An 18625-nucleotide genomic window follows, 5' to 3' on the forward strand; every position below is an offset into this window, starting at 1 on the left:
AGGTGACGCCTGTGTTCACGCCCATGCCCGCATCCGCCCCCACAACTCTCGCCGACCTTTCCCGGCGCTCCGGTCTCGACGTCCTCGACCATCTGGAGCGCGAGGTCGCCATCCCCGTCGTCGACGGCCTCCAGGCCCAGGGCGACCTGATCGTCGTCCCGTACGCGTTCGTCGCGCGTGCCGTCACCCCGCTGAGCACGACCTGGCGGGAAGTGCTCGCTGAGGGCGTGGAGTTGCTGCGCAGCGCGGCCGGCGGCAATCCGCACACCCTCGTCGCCGACCCCGGCACCTGCCGCTGGACCGAGGACGTCCGCGACACCATGGGGCTGGCCCTCGGCATGATCGAGACCTCGGCGGTCGCCTACCTCATCCACCCCGAACACGGCGGCACGGGCATCGCGCCCGGCCGGTACGTCGTACGGCGACAGCGTGAGCGCGACACCGAGCGCATCGGCCGGTTCGGCAACCTGGGCAACCGGATGATCGCCGACTGAGACCGCCGGCGCCTCACGGTCGCGGGAGCCGGCGCCAGTAGTGGCCGATGAGGTAGTGGGTGGGCACGAGCGTGACCCAGAAGCACATCGCCGCGGTCGTGTTGACGTAGGCCAGCGGGATGGACAGGGCGAAGACCAGCGCGCTGGCACCGAGTTGTGCGGTGAAGCGGCGGCGGGCCAGCGCGGCCGGCGACTCGGGCGAGGGGTGCACCTGGCGTTGCGTGAGCAGCAGCAGGGTCACGTGCACCCCGTGGATCGCGGTCATGGCACCCGCGTAGAGGGCGACGGCTTCGGGATGGGAGGCGTACTCGGCCAGCAGCCCGGTGGGGAAGGGCAGCAGGGCGACCAGGCCGAGACCCAGCAGTATCAGGCGCGTGACCAGGGTGGTCTCGGTGGGCAGTGCGGTGAGGATGCGCCGGTGGTCGCGCCAGAACCCGGAGAGCAGGGAGAAACTCAGCGCGAAGGCGCCGACGCTGGGCAGGGCCTCGCCGAGGGCCTTGTGGAATCCGGCGTCGTCCAGGTGCGCGGGGACGGCCACGTCGATGACGAGCAGTGTCATCGCGATGGCGTAGATGCCGTCGGACAGGGCGAGGAGGCGGGTCGCGCTCGGGTCGTTCTCGTGCGGGCGGGTCTGTGCCACTGGCTCCGTCATGGCGACGAGAGTAGAGCGTCGCCCCCGCCCGCGACGTGCGGGCGGGGGGCCCGTCGTATGGCGTCATCCGCCGAGCGTGACCGGGCCGAGGCCGGACGGCAGTTGGCGGAGGGCCAGCGCCACGGCCTCGTGCGCGGTGGCGAACCGGCCCAGATCGCTGTCCATGAAACTCCCGCCCACTCCGAACGAGCCGTCGCTGTGCGCGAACAGCGACGGTCCCACGACGGTCATGCGGGGGCGGGTGGCGGTCGCGAAGCGCAGGACCCAGTGACTCGTGAACGGGTAGAGGGCACGCAGTGGCGGCTCGGCGTACGCCGTCTCGATCAGGAGCAGGTGCGAGTCCCGCCACGGATACTCCAGTTCGCCTGCCTCGCGGTGCAGGTGCTGCCACTCGGACTCCGTCAGGCGCGCGGGATCGCGGTCGGGCACCTCGAACCGGCCGGTCAGGTGGACGAAGGGGGCCGCCCGGTGGATCTCGTCCAGCGACGCCCCGTCGTGCCAGGCCCGGGCGGCTTCGACGACCTCCGCCAAGCTGTCCGTGTCGCCGTCGACGAGGGCCAGGTGCTGGAACGACTCGGTGCCGCGGATCGACCACTTCCGTTCATACGTCCATGCGCTGACCAGCAACGACTCGCGATGCGGCAGGGTGGACCCGATACTCGCGTGCATCAGCGGAGCGCCGTCCGGGGAACTGACGGGAACGGCGTCGAGGCGGCCGTCCGCCGTGTCCCGGAGCGCTGCGGCGAGGCTGTCGTGGGCCGCGACATCGGGGTACAGGACGGAGGGAGCGGGAGGTGTGGGCACGGCTCCGGATTGTGCCCGAGCCGCGCGTGCTCCGGAAGCCGACCGGAGTCACGCACCGGGCCGTCACCGGGTCTCCGCCTCAGGAGCGGGCCAGCACGCAGAACTCGTGGCCCTCCGGGTCGGACAGGCACCGCCACGGCACATCGTCGCCCTGGCCGACGTCGAGGTCGGTGGCGCCGAGGGCCCGCAGCCGGGTCACCTCGGCCTCCTGATCGTCGCTCGGGTACCGCAGCAGGTCGAGGTGGACGCGGTCCGGCACGGTCTTCGCGCCGGGAGTGCGGAGGAACTCGAAATACGGGCCGTCGCCCCTGGCGGAGCGGAACGTCGCGTGGTCGTCGCTCACCTCGTGCAGCGTCCAGTCCGTCGCCCCGCCCCAGAACCGGGCCATGGCCCGCGGATCCACGCAGTCGATCACCACGGCGGCGATCGGCCCGGTGTCCCGGTAGACCTCCCTGGGCTCCAGCACACAGAACTCGTTGCCCTCCGGGTCCGCGAGGACCGTCCACGGCACCTCGCCCTGGCCCACGTCGACGGGCGTCGCGCCGAGCGAGCGGAGCCGCGCGACCAGCTCCGTCCGATGGGCGGCGGAGGTGGTGGCGAGATCGAGGTGCACGCGGTTCTTCGTCGCCGTCCTGGGTTCCGGTACGGCGATCACGTCGACGCAGACTCCGACCGGGTCCAGCCAGTCGAAGCCGGCCGGTTTGACGGCCGTCGCGCCGGGTTCCGCGCTGGAAACGGCCCACCCGAGCGCCTCCGCCCAGAACCGGCCGACCGCCGTGTCGTCGACGGCCTTGATGTTCACCAGGACGGGTCGCAGCGTCATGCCGGGATCCTATTCACCCGCTCCCCGTACCCACAGTGCTGGATTGCATAAAAGTGCAGCGATACGTATAGTCATGCCATCGATGAGGAGGGTTCCATGGCGGTACGTGCGGCAGTGGCCGGAGCGAGTGGATACGCGGGTGGCGAACTCCTGCGTCTGCTCCTGGCCCACCCCGAGGTCGAGATCGGTGCCCTGACCGGCAACTCCAACGCCGGACAGAAACTCGGCGCGCTCCAACCGCATCTGCTGCCGCTGGCCGGTCGAGTCCTCCAGGAAACTACCCCGGAAGTCCTCGCCGGACACGACGTCGTTTTTCTCGCCCTGCCGCACGGCCAGTCCGCCGCCGTCGCCGAGCAACTCGGCCCGGACGTCCTCGTCGTCGACATGGGTGCCGACTTCCGGCTGAAGGACGCGGCCGACTGGGAGAAGTTCTACGGCTCCGCGCACGCCGGCACCTGGCCCTACGGCCTTCCCGAACTGCCGGGCGCCCGCGCCGCGTTGGAGGGGTCCAAGCGCATCGCGGTGCCCGGTTGCTATCCGACGGCCGCCTCCCTCGCGCTCTTCCCGGCGTACACCGCCGGGCTCGCCGAGAACGAGGCCGTGATCGTCGCCGCCTCCGGCACGTCGGGTGCCGGTAAGGCGCCCAAGGCCCACCTCCTCGGCTCCGAGGTCATGGGCTCCATGTCGCCGTACGGCGTCGGCGGCGGCCACCGGCACACCCCCGAGATCATCCAGAATCTGGGTGGGGCGGCCGGTGAGACCGTCACCGTCTCCTTCACGCCCACCCTCGCGCCGATGCCCCGCGGCATCCTCGCCACCTGCAGCGCCAAGGCGAAGCCCGGGGTCACCGCCGAGTCGGTCCGCGCCGCCTACGAGAAGGCCTTCGCCGACGAGCCGTTCGTATACCTCCTCCCCGAGGGGCAGTGGCCGGCGACGGCGTCCGTCTACGGTTCCAACGCCGTTCAGGTGCAGGTCGCGTACGACGAGGCCGCGGGCCGCATCATCGCGATCAGCGCCATCGACAACCTGACCAAGGGCACCGCGGGCGGTGCCGTCCAGAGCATGAACCTCGCCCTCGGGCTCGACGAGACCACCGGGCTCTCTACGATCGGAGTCGCGCCGTGAGTGTGACGGCAGCACAGGGATTCACGGCCGCGGGCATCGCCGCCGGAATCAAGGAGAACGGCAACCCGGACCTGGCCCTCGTGGTCAACACCGGGCCCCGCCTCGCCGCCGCGGGCGTCTTCACCTCCAACCGCGTCAAAGCCGCGCCGGTGCTGTGGTCCGAGCAGGTGCTGAAGGGCGGACAGGTCTCCGCCGTGATCCTCAACTCCGGTGGCGCCAACGCCTGTACGGGACCGAAGGGCTTCCAGGACACGCACGCCACGGCCGAGAAGGTCGCCGACACTCTCGGGCTGAACGCGGCCGAGGTCGCCGTCGCCTCCACCGGTCTCATCGGGCTGCTGCTGCCGATGGACAAGCTGCTCGCGGGAGTTGAGACAGCCGCCGGTCAACTCTCCCCGCACGGGGGCGAGAAGGCCGCCATCGCCATCAAGACCACGGACTCCGTCCACAAGACCGCCGTCGTGACCACCGAGGGCGGCTGGACCGTCGGCGGTATGGCCAAGGGCGCCGGCATGCTCGCCCCCGGGCTCGCCACCATGCTCGTCGTCCTCACCACCGACGCCGACGTCGAGACCGACGTACTGGACAAGGCACTTCGGGCCGCCACCCGCACCACCTTCGACCGGGTCGACTCCGACGGCTGCATGTCCACCAACGACACCGTGCTGCTGCTCGCCTCCGGAGCCTCCCGAGTCACCCCGGAGTACGCCGAGTTCTCCGAAGCCGTCCGCGCCGTCTGCGACGACCTCGGTCAGCAGCTGATCCGGGACGCCGAGGGCGCCAGCAAGGACATCAGGATCGAGGTCGTCAACGCGGCGAGCGAGGACGACGCCGTCGAGGTGGGGCGTTCCATCGCCCGCAACAACCTCCTCAAGTGCGCGATCCACGGTGAAGACCCCAACTGGGGACGGGTGTTGTCCGCGATCGGCACGACGAAGGCGGCCTTCGAGCCGGATCGGCTCAATGTCGCCATCAACGGCGTCTGGGTGTGCAAGAGCGGCGGAGTCGGCGAGGACCGCGACAAGGTCGACATGCGCTACCGCGAGGTGCACATCGTCGCCGACCTGGCCGCCGGGTCCGAGACCGCGACGATCTGGACCAACGACCTGACCGCCGACTACGTCCACGAGAACAGCGCGTACTCGTCATGAGCACTACTCGCAAGCACACCGCGCTGCCCAAGGCGCAGATCCTCATCGAGGCGCTGCCCTGGCTGACCCGGCACAACGGCAAGACCGTCGTCATCAAGTTCGGCGGCAACGCCATGATCGACGAGGACCTGAAGGCCGCGTTCGCCCAGGACGTCGTGTTCCTGCACCACGCGGGCCTCAAGCCCGTCGTCGTGCACGGCGGCGGCCCGCAGATCAGCGCCGCCCTCGACAAGCACGGCATCGTCAGCGAGTTCAAGGCCGGCCTGCGCGTCACCACCGAGGACGCCATGGACGTCGTACGGATGGTGCTCGCGGGCCAGGTCCAGCGCGAGTTGGTCGGGCTGCTCAACCAACACGGGCCGCTCGCCATCGGGTTGACCGGCGAGGACGCGCACACCATCACCGCCACCAAGCATCTGCCCGAGATCGACGGGGAGTTGGTCGACATCGGGCGGGTGGGCGAGATCACCGCCATCGACACCGGCGCGATCGAGGCACTGCTCGCCGACGGCCGTATCCCGGTCGTCTCGTCGATCGCGAGGAGCGAGGACGACGGACATGTCTACAACGTCAATGCTGATACGGCGGCTGCGGCACTCGCTGCCGCGCTGGGCGCCGAGACCCTCATGGTCCTCACGGACGTCGAGGGCCTCTACGAGGACTGGCCCCACAGCGACGAGGTGATCAGCCGCCTCACCGCTTCCCAACTGGAGAAGCTGCTCCCGGAGTTGAGCTCCGGGATGGTGCCGAAGATGGAGGGCTGTCTGCACGCCGTCCGCAACGGCGTGACCACCGCCCGCGTCATCGACGGGCGGGTCCAGCACTCGATCCTGCTGGAGATCTTCACCGACGAGGGCATCGGCACGATGGTCGTGCCCGACGAGAAGCAGGGGGATGCCGAATGAGCGAGACCGGGACGAACGCAGCGCTGACCCAGCGGTGGCAGGGGTCGCTCATGAACAACTACGGCACCCCGAAGCTCCCTCTCGTCCGCGGTGCGGGCGCCAGGCTCTGGGACGCCGAGGGCAACGAGTACACCGACTTCGTCGGCGGTATCGCGGTCAACGCGCTCGGCCACGCCCACCCGGCCATCGTCGAGGCCGTGAGCAGGCAGATCGCCGAACTCGGCCATGTCTCCAACCTGTTCATCGCCGAACCGCCCGTCGCCCTCGCCGAACGGCTGCTGGAGCGCTTCGGCCGGGACGGCAAGGTTTTCTTCTGCAACTCGGGCGCCGAGGCCAACGAAGGCGCCTTCAAGATCGGCCGGTTGACGGGCCGTCAGCACATGGTCGCCACGCAAGGCGGCTTCCACGGCCGGACGATGGGCTCCCTCGCCCTCACCGGGCAGCCCGGCAAGCGGGAGCCGTTCCTGCCGCTGCCCGGCGATGTCACCCATGTGCCCTACGGTGACGCGCAGGCCCTCGCCGCCGCCGTCACCGACGACACCGCGCTCGTCATCATCGAGCCCATCCAGGGCGAGAACGGGGTCGTCGTACCACCCGCCGGATATCTCAAGGCGGCCCGCGCGATCACCGCCGCGCACGGCGCGCTGCTCGTCCTGGACGAGGTGCAGACCGGAATCGGCCGTACCGGGCACTGGTTCGAGTACCAGGCCCACGAAGGCGTCCTGCCCGATGTAGTGACGCTCGCGAAGGGACTCGGCGGCGGGCTGCCGCTCGGCGCCACCGTCGCCTTCGGACGCGCCGCCGACCTGCTCCAGCCGGGCCAGCACGGCACGACGTTCGGCGGCAACCCGGTCGCCTGCGCCGCGGGTCTCGCCGTACTCGACACGATCGAGGCCGAGGGCCTGCTCGACAACGTGAAGCGGCAGAGCGAGAAGCTGCGGGACGGAATCGAGTCGCTGGGCCATCCGTTGATCGATTATGTCCGGGGTGCGGGCCTCCTCCTGGGTATCGTGCTCACCGAGCCGCTCGCGCCCCAGGTGCAACAGGCGGCTCAGGACGCCGGTTTCCTGGTCAACGCGCCCGCTCCCGATGTCGTACGGCTGATGCCGCCGCTGAACCTCGGCGACGACGAGACGGACGCGTTCCTCCGGGTGCTGCCCGGTGTCCTGGACGTGGCCAAGGGGGACGGATGATCCGGAGAATGAGTCGACGATGAGTCAGGCGCAGGAGCACGACCACCCCGCGGGGCCGGCCGTGCCGCAGACCCGCACCGCCCGCCACCGCCGGATCGTGGACATCCTCAACCGGCAACCGGTGCGCTCCCAGAGCCAGTTGGCGAAGCTGCTGTCCGACGACGGGCTGAGCGTCACCCAGGCGACGCTCTCCCGGGACCTGGACGAGCTGAACGCGGTGAAGATCCGCAACAACGACGGCGACCTCATCTACGCGGTACCGAGCGAGGGCGGCTTCCGCACCCCGCGGGTGCCGCTGGGGGAGTCGGCGAAGGAGGAGCGGATGCGGCGGCTCTCCTCCGAGCTGCTGATCTCCGCGGAGGCCTCCGCCAACCTCGTGGTCCTGCGCACCCCGCCGGGCGCCGCCCAGTTCCTCGCCTCGGCGATCGACCAGGCGGAACTGCAGGACATCCTCGGCACCATCGCCGGCGACGACACGCTCCTGCTGATCAGCCGGGACCCGCTCGGCGGACAGGCCCTCGCGGACCATCTGCTGCGGCTGGCGCAGAACGACCACTGACGTACCCGTACGACCGACGGGCTACGAGTCGGGGGCGCACCGGAGAATTCCGGTGCGCCCCCGACTCGCATGGGGATCCCTACCCGAGGCGGCCCGCCAGTCCGCCCGTGCAGCGCACTTCGTCGCCTGCCGTGATGAGCAGGGCTTCCACGTCCGGGAGTGATTCCAGCCAGGCCAGGCCCTCCCGTGAGCCCATCGCGAACGCGGCCGTGGCCCAGCAGTCGGCCCAGGTGAGGCGGGGTGCCACCACGGTGACGGCGACCAGGTCGGTCACCGCGGACTTGCCGGTGGACGGGTCCACGATGTGAGCCCCGCGCTCCGCCGTACCCGAGGTCGCGACCGCCAGTTCGTCGGTGCCCGCCGCGGAGATCACGGCCGCGAGACCGCCCGGGCGGAGCGGGTCGGAGACGCCGACGCGCCAGGGCCGGTGCGGTCCAGGGGTGCCGAACATCTGGACGTCGCCGCCGCCGTTCACGCTGACCCCGCTCACCCCGGCCGCCGTCGCGATCAGCTCGGCCGCCCGCTCGGTCGCCCAGCCCTTCACGATGCCGGTCGGGTCGAGACGCCCCTCGTAGTTCGTGCTGAACCATCCGGAGCTGACCCGCTCCGCCTCGGCGCCCAGCTCCAGCACCTCGGCGACCTCGGCGTCGCACTCCGCCACGGTCAGCTCACCGCGGGCCAGCCGGGAGACCTGGCTGTCGTCGCGGTAGGTGCTGAACACCTCGTTGACCCGGTGCAGTTGGGCGACCGCCTGCTCCAGTACCGCCTGGACGGCCTCGGGCTCCCCGCCGCGGATGTCGAAGGAGAACACCGTCCCCATGACCTCCTCGGCGTGCCGCAGCGCGGCGGGAGCCTCCGCGGGATCGGTCACCGTGTCAGCCACCGGCCTTGTCCAGTGCCGACTGCAGGGACTGCTTGTAACCGCCGCTCGTGTACGTGGCACTCGACACGGAGTCGATGTTCGCGTTCCCGGCCGCCACGGCCTCCTGGTTGAGCTTGGGGATCGCCAGCGCCGTCTTCTGGTCGCTGGTGCCGCCGCTCGGGGCCTGCACCGCCTCGGCCTTGGTGATCTTGCCGTTCGCGACCGTGATCCGGACCTGGACCGGCCCGTACATGGTCGTCGCCACATTGCCGGTGACGGTCTTGGCCTGCGCGGCGGGCGCCGCGGCTGCCGAACTCTGGGACGGGGCCGCCGAGTTCGCGGCCTTCATCTTGTCGATGGCCGACTGCAGGGACTTCTTGTAGCCGCCGCTGGTGTACGTCGCCCCGGTCACGGAGGTGATGTCCGCGCTCTGCGTGGCGACCACCTCCTGGTTGAGCTTGGGGACGGACAGCGCGGTCTTCTGGTCGCTGGTGCCGCCGTGCGGCGCCTGGACGGCCTCCGCCTTGGTGATCTTCCCGTTGGCGACCGTCAGGCGCACCTGGACGACCCCGTACTCGGTCTGGGTGGCGGTGCCGGTGACCGTCGAGGTCCCGGCCGCCGCGGTACCGCCCTGGGGCGATTCCTGCGCGGCGGCGGCTCCCTGGGCCGCCCCCTGCGCGGACGCCGAGGAGGAGTCGGTCGCCGGCTTCAGGGAGAGCAGCAGAACGATCCCGGACACGGTGGCGGCGCTCGCGAGCAGAACACGCCGGATGGGGTGGCTCTTCTTCATTGCTCCTGACTCCCGTCGCTCACATCTCGAACGACTCGTGATGGATACGGCGGGCGGGGACCCCCGCGCCGCGCAGTGCTTCGTAGACCGACTGCGCGAAGCCGGGAGGCCCGCACATGAAGACGTCGTGGTTGTCGATGTCGGGCAGCTTCCGGCGCAGCGAGTCCGCCGAGATGTCGGGGCGCTCACCGTCGGGGCTGTTGACCGCGTACATCAGGCGGGCGCCGCGCTCGTCGGCGATCTTCGCCAGCTCGTCCCACAGCGCCAGGTCCTGAGTGGTGTTGGCCCGGTAGAGCAGCGTGATGTCGCCGGCCGCGCCGGGCAGCGTCTCGAACAGGGCCCGCATCGGCGTGATGCCGACGCCGCCCGCGACCAGCAGCACCTTGCCGCGGGTGCGCCGCTGCGAGGTCATCGCGCCGTACGGGCCCTCGGCCCACACCTTCATGCCGGGCCGCAGTTCGCGCAGCCGGGCGCTGTGGTCGCCGATCGCCTTGACCGTGATCCGCAGCATGTTCGGACGCGGCGCCGCCGACAGCGAGTACGGGTGCGAGCTGAACCGCATCCCCGGCGCGAGGAACCGCCACCGGAAGAACTGTCCGGCCTCCGCGCCCATCCGGTGCAGCTTCCGCCCGCCGATGAGCACGGACACGATGCCGGGCGTCTCCTCGATGACCGCCTCGACGTACATCCGGTGGCGGAGGTTGAGCCGGATCGGGGTGAGGATCCGGTACCAGACCACCAGCGCGGTCACCGTGCCGTACAGGCCGTACCAGACGGTCTTGGCGATCGGCGTCAGCGCGAAGTCGTTGCCGGTGGTGATCTGGTGCCAGAAGGTCAGGAACACCGCGCCGTACGTCAGCAGGTGCACGTGGTACCAGGTGTCGTACGGCAGCCGGCGGCGGACGGCGCCGATCGAGGAGAGGCCGATGAGCAGGAACAGCCCGGTGCCGATGGCGGCCTTGCCCATGTCGGGCAGCTGGTTCACCGAGTCGATGGTCTGCTGGACGATGTCGCTCAGCGTCTTGCCCGCCTGGAGGGCGTAGCCCCACATGATGAGGAAGACGTGCGCGAAGACCAGACAGAGCGTGTACCGGCCGCTCATCGCGTGCCAGCGGGCGACCCGGTCCGAGCCGACCCGCCGCTCCAGGGCGGGCACCCGGGCCATCTGGAGCACGACGAGTGCCATCAGATAGCCCGCCAACAGACCGGTGATTCGGCCCGCGTTGAGGATCTTGCCGTTCTGGTCGGCGATGGACGGCGTGTTGTGCCACCACAGCCACAGCACCCCGACCGCTCCCGCCCAGACGGCGAGCAGCAGCAGGGTCGCTGGGGAGCGGCGCGGGCGGATGCGGCGCATCGTCTGTCGGCGGGCGGCACGTCCGCCTGCGAGCGTGGTGGTCACGGTTCCTCCGTGGACGGGGCACAAGGGGGGTGGCGTGGCCCCTTGGCCCTGAAGTACGTGCCGTGGAGGCTGTGCGTTCAGAGTCCCGCGGAGTCCAGTGCGGACTGGAGTGACTGGCGGTAACCGTCACTTGTGTACGTGGCCCCCGACACCGTGTCGATCTTCGCGCTCTGTGCGGCCAGCGCCTCGCTCTTCAACTGGGGCAGGGCATAGGAGTTGATCTCCTGGTCGCGCGGATTGTCCGACGGCGACTGGACCGCGGTGACATCGGTGATCTTGCCGTTCGTCACGGTGATCTTCACCTGGACGGGTCCCCAACGCGTCTGCACGGTGTCGCCGGTGACGGTCTTCGTGCCGGTGGTGGTCGAACCACCCGACCCGGTACCGGAGTTGGAACCTGAGCCGGAGGAACTGGAGCCGGAGGAACTGGAGCCGGAGGAGCTGGAGCTGGTGGGCGCGGGCGCCGCCGTCACCTCGGGCGCCGTGTGCGGCTTCAGCGCGAGCAGCATCACCAGGCCCGACGCGGTGACGGCGCTCGCCAGCACGATCCGGCGCAGCGGACTGTTCTTCTTCAACGGATGCACGACTGCCTCACAGCTCGAACGACTCGTGGTGGATACGGCGGTCCGGCACACCTGCGGCGGACAGCGCCCCGTACAGCTCCTGGGCGAAGGCGTGCGGACCGCAGATGTACACGTCGTGCCCGGCGAGATCGGGCACGGCCTCGCGCAGGGACGCGGCGGTCAGCATCGGCCGCTGCCCCTGCGGCCCGTTGAGCGCGTACAGCACCTTCGCGCCGCGCCACTGCGCGATGGCCTCCAACTCGCCGCCCAGTGCCAGGTCTTCGGCCGTACGCGCCCGGTACAGCAGCGTCACCTCGCCGGGCAGCGTCTCGAACAGCGCCCGCAGCGGGGTGATCCCGACCCCGGCCGCGATCAGCAGCGACTTGTGCGCGGTGCGCCGGTCCGCGGTCATCGCGCCGTACGGTCCCTCCGCCCACACCCGGGCACCCGGCCGCAGCAGCGGCACCGCCGCGCTGTGGTCACCGAGCGCCTTGACCGTGATCCGCAGCAGGTCCCGGCGGGGCGGCGCCGACAGCGAGTACGGCGTCGACGCCCAGCCCATGCCCTCGCCGAAGAACCGCCAGCGGAAGAACTGCCCTGCCTGCGCGCCGAGTTCGTCGACATGCCGCCCTCGTACGACGACGGAGTACACGCCCGGCGCCTCCTTGTGCACGGACTCGACCCGCAGTCGGTGCCGCAGGTTGAGCCGCACCGGGGCGAGGATCCGGTACCAGAGGACGAGGGCCGCGACACCGAGGTACAGGCCGTACCAGGCTGCCGTCGCCCCGGCGTGGCCGTTGAACTCGTTGCCCAGGCTCAGTTGGTGGAAGAAGGCGAGGAACACGGCGGCATACGTGAGGAGATGGACGTAGTACCAGAACTCGTAGCTCAGCCTGCGGCGCGCGGCGCGGGCCGAGGTGATGCCGACCGCGAACAGGATGACCGCGCCGAACGTGCCCTTGAGCATGTCCGGGTAGTCCAGGACCACCGTGACCGTCTCGTGCACGATCGAGGCGCGGTCCTGGGCGGCGTAACCGAACAGGATGAACACGACGTGCACGACCAGCAGGCAGATCGTGTAGCGGCCGGCCATCGCGTGCCAGCGCGCCACCCGGTCCGAGCCGATCCGCCGCTCCAGCAGCGGCACCCGCGCCATCAGTCCCACGAGCACCGCGCAGGCGTACCCGCACAGCAGCCCGGCGATCCGCCCGACCCCGGTCAGCCAGCCCGCGGCCCCGACGACCGAGCCGGTGTCCGCCCACCAGAGGGCGACCGAGGCCGCAGCTCCGGCCCACAGCAGGGCGAGTACCGGGCCAGCCGGCGAGCGCAGGGGAACCGGCGCCACGGGCGGCGCCTTCCGCTGCTCGTACACGGTGGTCATGTGTGCGTCCTTTCACCTGTCCTCCATGCACTGTGCGGGCACAACCTCTGAGGGATCTCTGAGCGGACGCCTTTCTCAGAGTTCTCAGAGGAAACTCAGAGGCCCTCACGGCGGCCCGGAACGCCGTGAGGGGCGATGCTGGTAAGTGCCATGAACACGACCCGCTCCGGACGACCGGCCCTCACCCGCCCCGACGGCACCCCCGTGCGCGTCCTCGTCGTCGACGACGACCCCGACCTGGCCGAAGTGCTCTCCGGCGCCCTGCGCTACGAGGGCTGGGAGGTCCGCACGGCGGGCGACGGAGCCGCCGCGCTCGCCGGGGCGCGCGAACTGCGGCCGGACGCCGTCGTCCTCGACGTGATGCTCCCGGACACCGACGGCTTCGCCGTACTGCGCTCCCTGCACGAGGTGAAGCCCGACGTCTGCGTGCTCTTCCTCACCGCCCGGGACACGGTCGAGGACCGCATCGCCGGCATCACCGCGGGCGGCGACGACTACGTCACGAAACCCTTCAGCCTGGAGGAGGTCGTCGCCCGGCTGCGCGGACTGCTGCGCCGCGCGGGCATGGCCCGCCAGCAGGAGGAGGGCCCGCGGATGACCGTCGGGGACCTGGTCATGGACGAGGAGGCCCGCGAGGTGACCCGCGCGGGCGACCTCATCGAGCTGTCGCCGACCGAGTTCGAACTGCTCCGTTTCCTGATGCGCAACCCGCGCCGCGTCCTCAGCAAGGCCCAGATCCTCGACCGCGTCTGGTCCTACGACTTCGGCGGCCAGGCCCATGTCGTCGAGCTGTACATCTCGTACCTGCGCAAGAAGGTGGACGCCGGCCGGGCGCCCATGATCCACACCGTGCGCGGGGCCGGGTACGTGCTGAAGCCGGTCCTCTGATGGGCAGGGCGCTGCGGGCCGTCGGACGGTGGGTGCGGAGACTGCCCCGGCCGCACACCCTGCGGGCCCGGCTGACGGCGGGCCTGGTGGTGCTGCTCGCGGTCAGCTGCGCGGCCGTCGGAGTGGCCGCCGTCATCGAACTGGACGGCTTCCTCACCGGTCGCCTCGACCAGCAGCTCACCGAGGTCGGAACGCAGTTCCCGGCCAGCCTGGAGCACAAGGACCAGACGCTCACCGACCACGACGCCGACGACCGGGAACGCGGCGACACCCGCCGGCAGGCACCGCACACCTTCGGCGCCCGCCTGGTCGACGGCGTCGTCACCAACTCGGGGGTCGTGCCCGCGGACAAGGACGACAGCACGACGGACCTCAAGGTCCCGCTGACCGCACGGGACCGCAGGGAACTCGCCGCGGTGCCGGTCGGCGGCACGGCCCGCACCATCCACCTGTCCTCCCTCGGCAAGTACCGCGTCCTCGCCGCCAAGGGCCGGGACGGCGACGTGATGATCACCGGGCTCCCGCTGGAGTCTGTGGAGGCCGCCGTCCACCGGCTGGAAGCGGTGGCCGCGATCGTCTTCGGCGCCGCCCTCCTGATCACCGGGTTCGCGGGCGCGCTCTGGGTGCGCTGGTCGCTGCGACCGCTCAGCCGGGTCGCCGCCACCGCCACCCGGGTCAGCGAACTCCCGTTGGCCAGCGGCGAGGTGGCGTTGCCGTCCCGGGCACCCGAGTCCGACCCGCGCAGCGAGGTGGGCCAGGTCGCCGGTGCCTTCAACCGCATGCTCGGCCATGTCGAGGACGCGCTCACCCACCGGCACGCGAGCGAGGAACGCCTGCGCAGCTTCGCGGCCGACGCCAGCCACGAACTGCGGACGCCGGTGGCGTCGATCCGGGGCCACGCCGAACTCGCGCTGCTGCACCCGGACCCCGTCCCGCCCAAGGTGAACCGGGCACTGGAACGCATCGCGGCCGAGTCCGCACGCATGGGCGTGATGGTCGACGAGATGCTCCTGCTCGCCCGCTTGGACGCGGGCCGCCCCCTGGAACGCCACCCCGTCGACCTGACCCGCTTGGTCCTCGACGCCGTCGCCGACGCCCGTGCCGCCGGCCCCGACCACCGCTGGGCCCTCCAACTCCCCGAGGACCCGGTCACGGTCACGGGCGACGCCCACCGCCTCCAACAGGTGTTGGCCAACCTGTTGGCCAACGCACGTTTGCACACACCTGTTGGCACGAAGGTGACGGTGGCGGTGGAGACGGGCGTCGACGCGACTTCCCTGGTGGTCCACGACGACGGCCCGGGCGTTCCGGCGGAGGTTCAGCCGGGCGTCTTCGAACGCTTCACCAGGGCAGACCGCCGCCGGGCAGAGGGTGGGGGAGCGGCAACGGGAGGGGGAGCGGGCCTGGGTCTGTCGATCGTGGCGGCGGTGACGGAGGCGCACGGGGGAAGCGTGGGGTTGGAGAGCCGTCCAGGCTCGACGACGTTCACGGTGAAGCTTCCGTCGGGGGGATCCGCCTAAGGGGCGCGGGGCTGTGTAGATGTTCGGCTCCGCCGCGTGGGCGCGACCAGCCACATCCGGCCTGCACTCGCCGTACAACCGACACTGAACGGCGCCGAGGCGAATCAGTACCGAGTGACAGCCGTAACCCCACTTGCCGTCCCGATAGCAATATGCGGCGCCCTCCCAGGATCAACCCACCGCAGGATCCTCCGCATCGCCCCCACCGGCACAGACACACAACCGGCGGTAGCCCCACGCCCGTTGACATGCAAAAAGATCCCTGCCCCACGCCCCTTCACAGGCTCGGCGTAGTTGTACCCAATGACCATCCCGTACGCGTACTGCGTCGCATAAGAGATCATCCGCTCGGACTCGGACGCCCGACAGTCACGAGCCAACGGCTCACTCCACCGGTTGTAGACCCGCGACCGAGTGTCCTCACACCACCAAGAACTCCCGCGCACCCGCCGGTACTTGACCTGGGTCCCACCCGGCGCACCCTTGATCCCGAAGGCGTACGGCAGGTCGTACAACCCGGTGGGAGTCGTGTAGGACCCCTGCTTACGAGCCCGCCCCTCGACCAGCCCCTTCGCCCCGAACCGAGCGAGGGCGGAACCGACCTTCACCCACTTCCCACCCCGCCGCCGCTCCCACCAACTGAGCGTCCCCGAAGTGGAGTTGGCACGCGGCGCCTGAGCCAGGATCAGTTGACTCCCACCCCCGGTGTCCGCGAGCGACAAGGGCGACGGCTCCACCGCCCGCGCGGGCACCGCACCGAGCAGGAGCAGAAGGGACGCGAGGGCGACGACACCGGGACGCATGCCCCAGACGCTAGAGCGCGCACACGCTGACGGCACCTCAGACGGGCCGAACAGGCAACGCGCCCCGTTCCGGACATCACCGTGGCCGCCCCGGCCGGCGTTCATCGGGGCGGCCACGGCTGCCTGTCACGTCACTTGGTGAGCGTGCAGGCGGCCAGGGAGTCCAGCCCGGTCGGCTTGGTGCCCTGACGCCCGATGGCGATGGCGATGCGGTCGATGGTGGAGACGCGCTTGTCCTTCAGCGGGCCGAGGATGGCGTTCTGGACGAAGTTGGCGCCGCCCTGTCCGACGGTGTCGACGAGTCGCTTGTTGGCCTCGGCGATCTGCGTGTCGAGGAGAGCGAGGTTGCGGTCGACCTCGGCCTGCGCCGACGCCGGAACCGCCGGCAGCTGCGACTTCACGTCCGGGCAGGAGATCGTCCCGACGGCACTCGACCCGGCGGCGGTGTCGTCCGTCCCCCCGGCCGCCTGCGTGGCGGCAGCCGTGGCGCTCGGGGTGGCGGTCGCGGTGTCCGTCGCACCGGTCGAGCCCGTAGCACCGGCCGCGTTCAGGGTGCACGCGGCGAGCGAGTCGAGCCCCGTCGGCTTGGTGCCCTTGCGCCCGATGGCGATGGCGATGCGGTCGATGGTGGAGACGCGCTTGTCCTTCAGCGGGCCGAGGATGGCGTTCTGGACGAAGTTGGCGCCGCCCTGTCCGACGGTGTCGACGAGTCGCTTGTTGGCCTCGGCGATCTGCGTGTCGAGCAGCGTGAGGTTGCGGTCGACCTCGGCCTGCGCCGACGCCGGCACGGCGGGGAGCTGCGACTTCACGTCGGGGCAGGTGATCGTCCCGGGGTCGGACAACGTCCGGGCGCTCTGCGTGGTGCTGCTCTTGTCCGGCGTCCCGGCAAGAGCGGTGCCGGCGATGACAGCACCGGTGAGCGCCACGGCGGCGGCACCGCCGATGAACACGACGCGACGCTTGTTGTACTTGGGGAGAGCCCTGGACATGCGAATGCCTCACTCGGGTCAGGGGTGAACTGGGGGTGACTCGTGGGGGAAACGCGGCGCCTGCGTTCGGCGAGAGGTACGGGAAAGCGGTTGCCGGTGTTCAAGGTTGTTCAGGGGTCTTTGGAAATTGACGAATCATGCAGCGCTCTGCATAATCATGCATGCGAGACAATGCAGGGACAGCACAGAACGACGAACCCCGTCCACGGCCTTTGAGGAGCAGCGCAAGTGAGCAGCAACAGCGGTGACGTACGGCTCTGGGGCGGTCGTTTCGCCGACGGTCCCGCCGAGGCCCTGGCGAAGCTGTCCGCGTCCGTCCACTTCGACTGGCGGCTCGCGCCCTACGACATCGCCGGTTCCCGCGCCCACGCACGCGTGCTGCACAAGGCGAACCTCCTCGACGACGACGAGCTGACCCGCATGCTCGCGGGCCTCGACCAACTCGAAGCCGACGTCGCCGACGGCTCCTTCGTGGGCACGATCGCCGACGAGGACGTCCATACGGCCCTGGAACGCGGCCTGTTGACCATCCTCGGCCCCGACCTCGGCGGCAAGCTCCGGGCCGGGCGCTCCCGCAACGACCAGGTGGCCACCCTCTTCCGCATGTGCCTGCGCGACCACGCCCGGTCGATCGGCGGCCTGATCGCCGACCTCCAGGACGCCCTGGTCGGCCTCGCGGAGGCCCACCCGGACGTGGCGATGCCCGGCCGCACCCACCTCCAGCACGCCCAGCCGGTGCTGTTCGCCCACCACGTCCTGGCCCACGTCCAGTCCCTGTCCCGGGACGCGGAGCGGCTGCGCCAGTGGGACGAGCGCACAGCGGTCTCCCCGTACGGATCCGGCGCGCTCGCGGGCTCCTCCCTCGGCCTGGACCCGGAGGCGGTGGCGAAGGACCTCGGCTTCGAGCACGGCTCCGTCGCGAACTCGATCGACGGTACGGCCTCGCGTGACTTCGTCGCCGAGTTCGCCTTCATCACCGCGATGATCGGGGTGAACCTCTCCCGGATCGCCGAGGAGATCATCATCTGGAACACGAAGGAGTTCTCCTTCGTGACCCTGCACGACGCGTTCTCCACGGGCTCGTCGATCATGCCGCAGAAGAAGAACCCGGACATCGCGGAGCTGGCACGCGGCAAGTCGGGCCGCCTGATCGGCAACCTGACCGGCCTGATGGCGACGCTCAAGGCGCTCCCCCTCGCGTACAACCGCGACCTCCAGGAGGACAAGGAGCCGGTCTTCGACTCCATCGACCAACTCGAGGTCCTGCTCCCGGCGTTCACCGGCATGATGGCCACCCTGACGATCCACCGCGACCGCATGGAGGAACTGGCCCCGGCCGGCTTCTCCCTCGCCACCGACATCGCCGAGTGGCTGGTCAAGCAGGGCGTCCCGTTCCGTGTCGCCCACGAGGTCGCCGGCGAGTGCGTCAAGGTCGCGGAGTCCGAGGGCATCGAACTGAACGACCTCACGGACGAACAGTTCGCGAAGATCTCCGCCCACCTGACCCCCGAGGTCCGCACGGTCCTCAACGTCCCCGGCGCCCTCGCCTCCCGCAACGGCCGAGGCGGCACGGCCCCGAGCGCGGTGGCAATCCAACTGGCAGAGGTGAAGCGGGACTTGGCGGTACAGCACGCCTGGTCAACGGCGAAGCGCTAGGAGTATTCAGGGGCGCGGGGAACTGCGCGAGCAACCACAACGCACCCGCACCCGCCGAACAACCG

19 protein-coding genes are annotated in these 18625 nt (G+C 70.5%); 9 read left to right on the forward strand and 10 right to left on the reverse strand.

Translation table 11 applies throughout. The annotated features are described in order from the left end of the window. Nucleotides 1–23 precede the first annotated feature (23 nt). The gene (locus tag OC490_RS16030) at nt 24–494 is read left to right on the forward strand and encodes a hypothetical protein (RefSeq protein ID WP_262058592.1); all 471 of its coding nucleotides are present in this window, start codon (nt 24–26) and stop codon (nt 492–494) included. A gap of 13 nt (nt 495–507) precedes the next feature. Here OC490_RS16030 and OC490_RS16035 read toward each other — a convergent pair whose 3' ends face one another. From OC490_RS16035 to OC490_RS16045, 3 genes are all read right to left on the reverse strand, one after another. Next, complete coding sequence (locus OC490_RS16035) at nt 508–1146, reverse strand: TMEM175 family protein (protein ID WP_262058593.1); 639 nt, start codon at nt 1144–1146, stop codon at nt 508–510. A 63-nt stretch (nt 1147–1209) separates the two neighbouring features. Continuing rightward, nucleotides 1210–1950, reverse strand: a complete 741-nt coding sequence (locus OC490_RS16040; RefSeq protein ID WP_262058594.1) for a DUF6193 family natural product biosynthesis protein — start codon at nt 1948–1950, stop codon at nt 1210–1212. Between the two features lie 79 nt (nt 1951–2029). After that, complete coding sequence (locus OC490_RS16045) at nt 2030–2773, reverse strand: VOC family protein (RefSeq protein ID WP_262058595.1); 744 nt, start codon at nt 2771–2773, stop codon at nt 2030–2032. 96 nt (nt 2774–2869) lie between these two features. Between OC490_RS16045 and argC the strand changes: the two genes are divergently transcribed. From argC to OC490_RS16070, 5 genes are read left to right on the forward strand one after another with little or no spacing between them, the layout of a single operon-like run. Further along, nucleotides 2870–3898, forward strand: coding sequence for an N-acetyl-gamma-glutamyl-phosphate reductase (argC, locus tag OC490_RS16050; RefSeq protein ID WP_262058596.1), 1029 nt, complete (start codon nt 2870–2872; stop codon nt 3896–3898). Then, on the forward strand, nt 3895–5049 hold the full coding sequence (argJ, locus tag OC490_RS16055; protein ID WP_262058597.1) for a bifunctional glutamate N-acetyltransferase/amino-acid acetyltransferase ArgJ: 1155 nt from the start codon (nt 3895–3897) through the stop codon (nt 5047–5049). The genes argC and argJ overlap by 4 nt, the downstream gene beginning before the upstream one ends. Then, a complete protein-coding gene (gene argB, locus OC490_RS16060) occupies nt 5046–5954 on the forward strand; it encodes an acetylglutamate kinase (protein ID WP_262058598.1) in 909 nt (302 codons plus the stop codon). Before argJ ends, argB begins: the two co-directional genes overlap by 4 nt. Next, nucleotides 5951–7147, forward strand: coding sequence for an acetylornithine transaminase (locus OC490_RS16065; protein WP_262058599.1), 1197 nt, complete (start codon nt 5951–5953; stop codon nt 7145–7147). Before argB ends, OC490_RS16065 begins: the two co-directional genes overlap by 4 nt. A 19-nt stretch (nt 7148–7166) precedes the next feature. Beyond that, nucleotides 7167–7706 carry an arginine repressor gene (locus OC490_RS16070; RefSeq protein WP_262058600.1) on the forward strand — a complete coding sequence of 180 codons (540 nt, stop codon included), beginning with the start codon at nt 7167–7169 and terminating at the stop codon, nt 7704–7706. Between the two features lie 79 nt (nt 7707–7785). Here the strand turns inward: OC490_RS16070 and OC490_RS16075 are convergent, their stop codons facing one another. The 5 genes from OC490_RS16075 to OC490_RS16095 all read right to left on the reverse strand — a co-directional run bounded on the left by OC490_RS16075 (nt 7786) and on the right by OC490_RS16095 (nt 12704). Then, nucleotides 7786–8589, reverse strand: coding sequence for an FAD:protein FMN transferase (locus tag OC490_RS16075; RefSeq protein WP_262058601.1), 804 nt, complete (start codon nt 8587–8589; stop codon nt 7786–7788). Continuing rightward, nucleotides 8582–9358, reverse strand: coding sequence for an FMN-binding protein (locus OC490_RS16080; protein ID WP_262058602.1), 777 nt, complete (start codon nt 9356–9358; stop codon nt 8582–8584). The genes OC490_RS16075 and OC490_RS16080 overlap by 8 nt, the downstream gene beginning before the upstream one ends. Nucleotides 9359–9377: 19 nt before the next feature. Next, a complete protein-coding gene (locus tag OC490_RS16085) occupies nt 9378–10760 on the reverse strand; it encodes a ferredoxin reductase family protein (RefSeq protein WP_262058603.1) in 1383 nt (460 codons plus the stop codon). A gap of 77 nt (nt 10761–10837) precedes the next feature. Beyond that, nucleotides 10838–11344: an FMN-binding protein gene (locus OC490_RS16090; RefSeq protein ID WP_262058604.1), complete on the reverse strand. Its 507-nt coding sequence runs from the start codon at nt 11342–11344 to the stop codon at nt 10838–10840. Nucleotides 11345–11351: 7 nt separating this feature from the next. Further along, the gene (locus OC490_RS16095) at nt 11352–12704 is read right to left on the reverse strand and encodes a ferredoxin reductase family protein (protein WP_262058605.1); all 1353 of its coding nucleotides are present in this window, start codon (nt 12702–12704) and stop codon (nt 11352–11354) included. Nucleotides 12705–12854: 150 nt separating this feature from the next. Between OC490_RS16095 and OC490_RS16100 the strand changes: the two genes are divergently transcribed. Next, nucleotides 12855–13592 (forward strand): response regulator transcription factor, encoded by a 738-nt coding sequence (locus OC490_RS16100; protein ID WP_262058606.1) that lies wholly within the window; start codon nt 12855–12857, stop codon nt 13590–13592. Continuing rightward, nucleotides 13592–15112: a sensor histidine kinase gene (locus OC490_RS16105; RefSeq protein WP_262058607.1), complete on the forward strand. Its 1521-nt coding sequence runs from the start codon at nt 13592–13594 to the stop codon at nt 15110–15112. Before OC490_RS16100 ends, OC490_RS16105 begins: the two co-directional genes overlap by 1 nt. 104 nt (nt 15113–15216) lie before the next feature. Here the strand turns inward: OC490_RS16105 and OC490_RS16110 are convergent, their stop codons facing one another. Beyond that, nucleotides 15217–15915: a L,D-transpeptidase gene (locus OC490_RS16110; RefSeq protein WP_262058608.1), complete on the reverse strand. Its 699-nt coding sequence runs from the start codon at nt 15913–15915 to the stop codon at nt 15217–15219. A 131-nt stretch (nt 15916–16046) separates the two neighbouring features. Further along, complete coding sequence (locus OC490_RS16115) at nt 16047–16904, reverse strand: hypothetical protein (RefSeq protein ID WP_262058609.1); 858 nt, start codon at nt 16902–16904, stop codon at nt 16047–16049. A 228-nt stretch (nt 16905–17132) separates the two neighbouring features. Here OC490_RS16115 and argH point away from each other — a divergent pair, with 228 nt between their 5' ends. Beyond that, nucleotides 17133–18560, forward strand: a complete 1428-nt coding sequence (gene argH / locus OC490_RS16120) for an argininosuccinate lyase (RefSeq protein WP_262058610.1) — start codon at nt 17133–17135, stop codon at nt 18558–18560. Nucleotides 18561–18625 lie beyond the last annotated feature (65 nt).

Source organism: Streptomyces sp. STR69, assembly GCF_024519455.1.
GTDB lineage: Bacteria > Actinomycetota > Actinomycetes > Streptomycetales > Streptomycetaceae > Streptomyces.

Coding starts and splice junctions, on each gene's coding strand:
- OC490_RS16030 (WP_262058592.1), top strand. CDS start 24: ATGCCCGCATCCGCCCCCACAACTCTCGCCGACCTTTCCCGGCGCTCC.
- OC490_RS16035 (WP_262058593.1), bottom strand. CDS start 1,146: ATGACGGAGCCAGTGGCACAGACCCGCCCGCACGAGAACGACCCGAGC.
- OC490_RS16045 (WP_262058595.1), bottom strand. CDS start 2,773: ATGACGCTGCGACCCGTCCTGGTGAACATCAAGGCCGTCGACGACACG.
- argC (WP_262058596.1), top strand. CDS start 2,870: ATGGCGGTACGTGCGGCAGTGGCCGGAGCGAGTGGATACGCGGGTGGC.
- argB (WP_262058598.1), top strand. CDS start 5,046: ATGAGCACTACTCGCAAGCACACCGCGCTGCCCAAGGCGCAGATCCTC.
- OC490_RS16065 (WP_262058599.1), top strand. CDS start 5,951: ATGAGCGAGACCGGGACGAACGCAGCGCTGACCCAGCGGTGGCAGGGG.
- OC490_RS16070 (WP_262058600.1), top strand. CDS start 7,167: ATGAGTCAGGCGCAGGAGCACGACCACCCCGCGGGGCCGGCCGTGCCG.
- OC490_RS16080 (WP_262058602.1), bottom strand. CDS start 9,358: ATGAAGAAGAGCCACCCCATCCGGCGTGTTCTGCTCGCGAGCGCCGCC.
- OC490_RS16095 (WP_262058605.1), bottom strand. CDS start 12,704: ATGACCACCGTGTACGAGCAGCGGAAGGCGCCGCCCGTGGCGCCGGTT.
- OC490_RS16100 (WP_262058606.1), top strand. CDS start 12,855: ATGAACACGACCCGCTCCGGACGACCGGCCCTCACCCGCCCCGACGGC.
- OC490_RS16105 (WP_262058607.1), top strand. CDS start 13,592: ATGGGCAGGGCGCTGCGGGCCGTCGGACGGTGGGTGCGGAGACTGCCC.
- OC490_RS16110 (WP_262058608.1), bottom strand. CDS start 15,915: ATGCGTCCCGGTGTCGTCGCCCTCGCGTCCCTTCTGCTCCTGCTCGGT.
- OC490_RS16115 (WP_262058609.1), bottom strand. CDS start 16,904: ATGTCCAGGGCTCTCCCCAAGTACAACAAGCGTCGCGTCGTGTTCATC.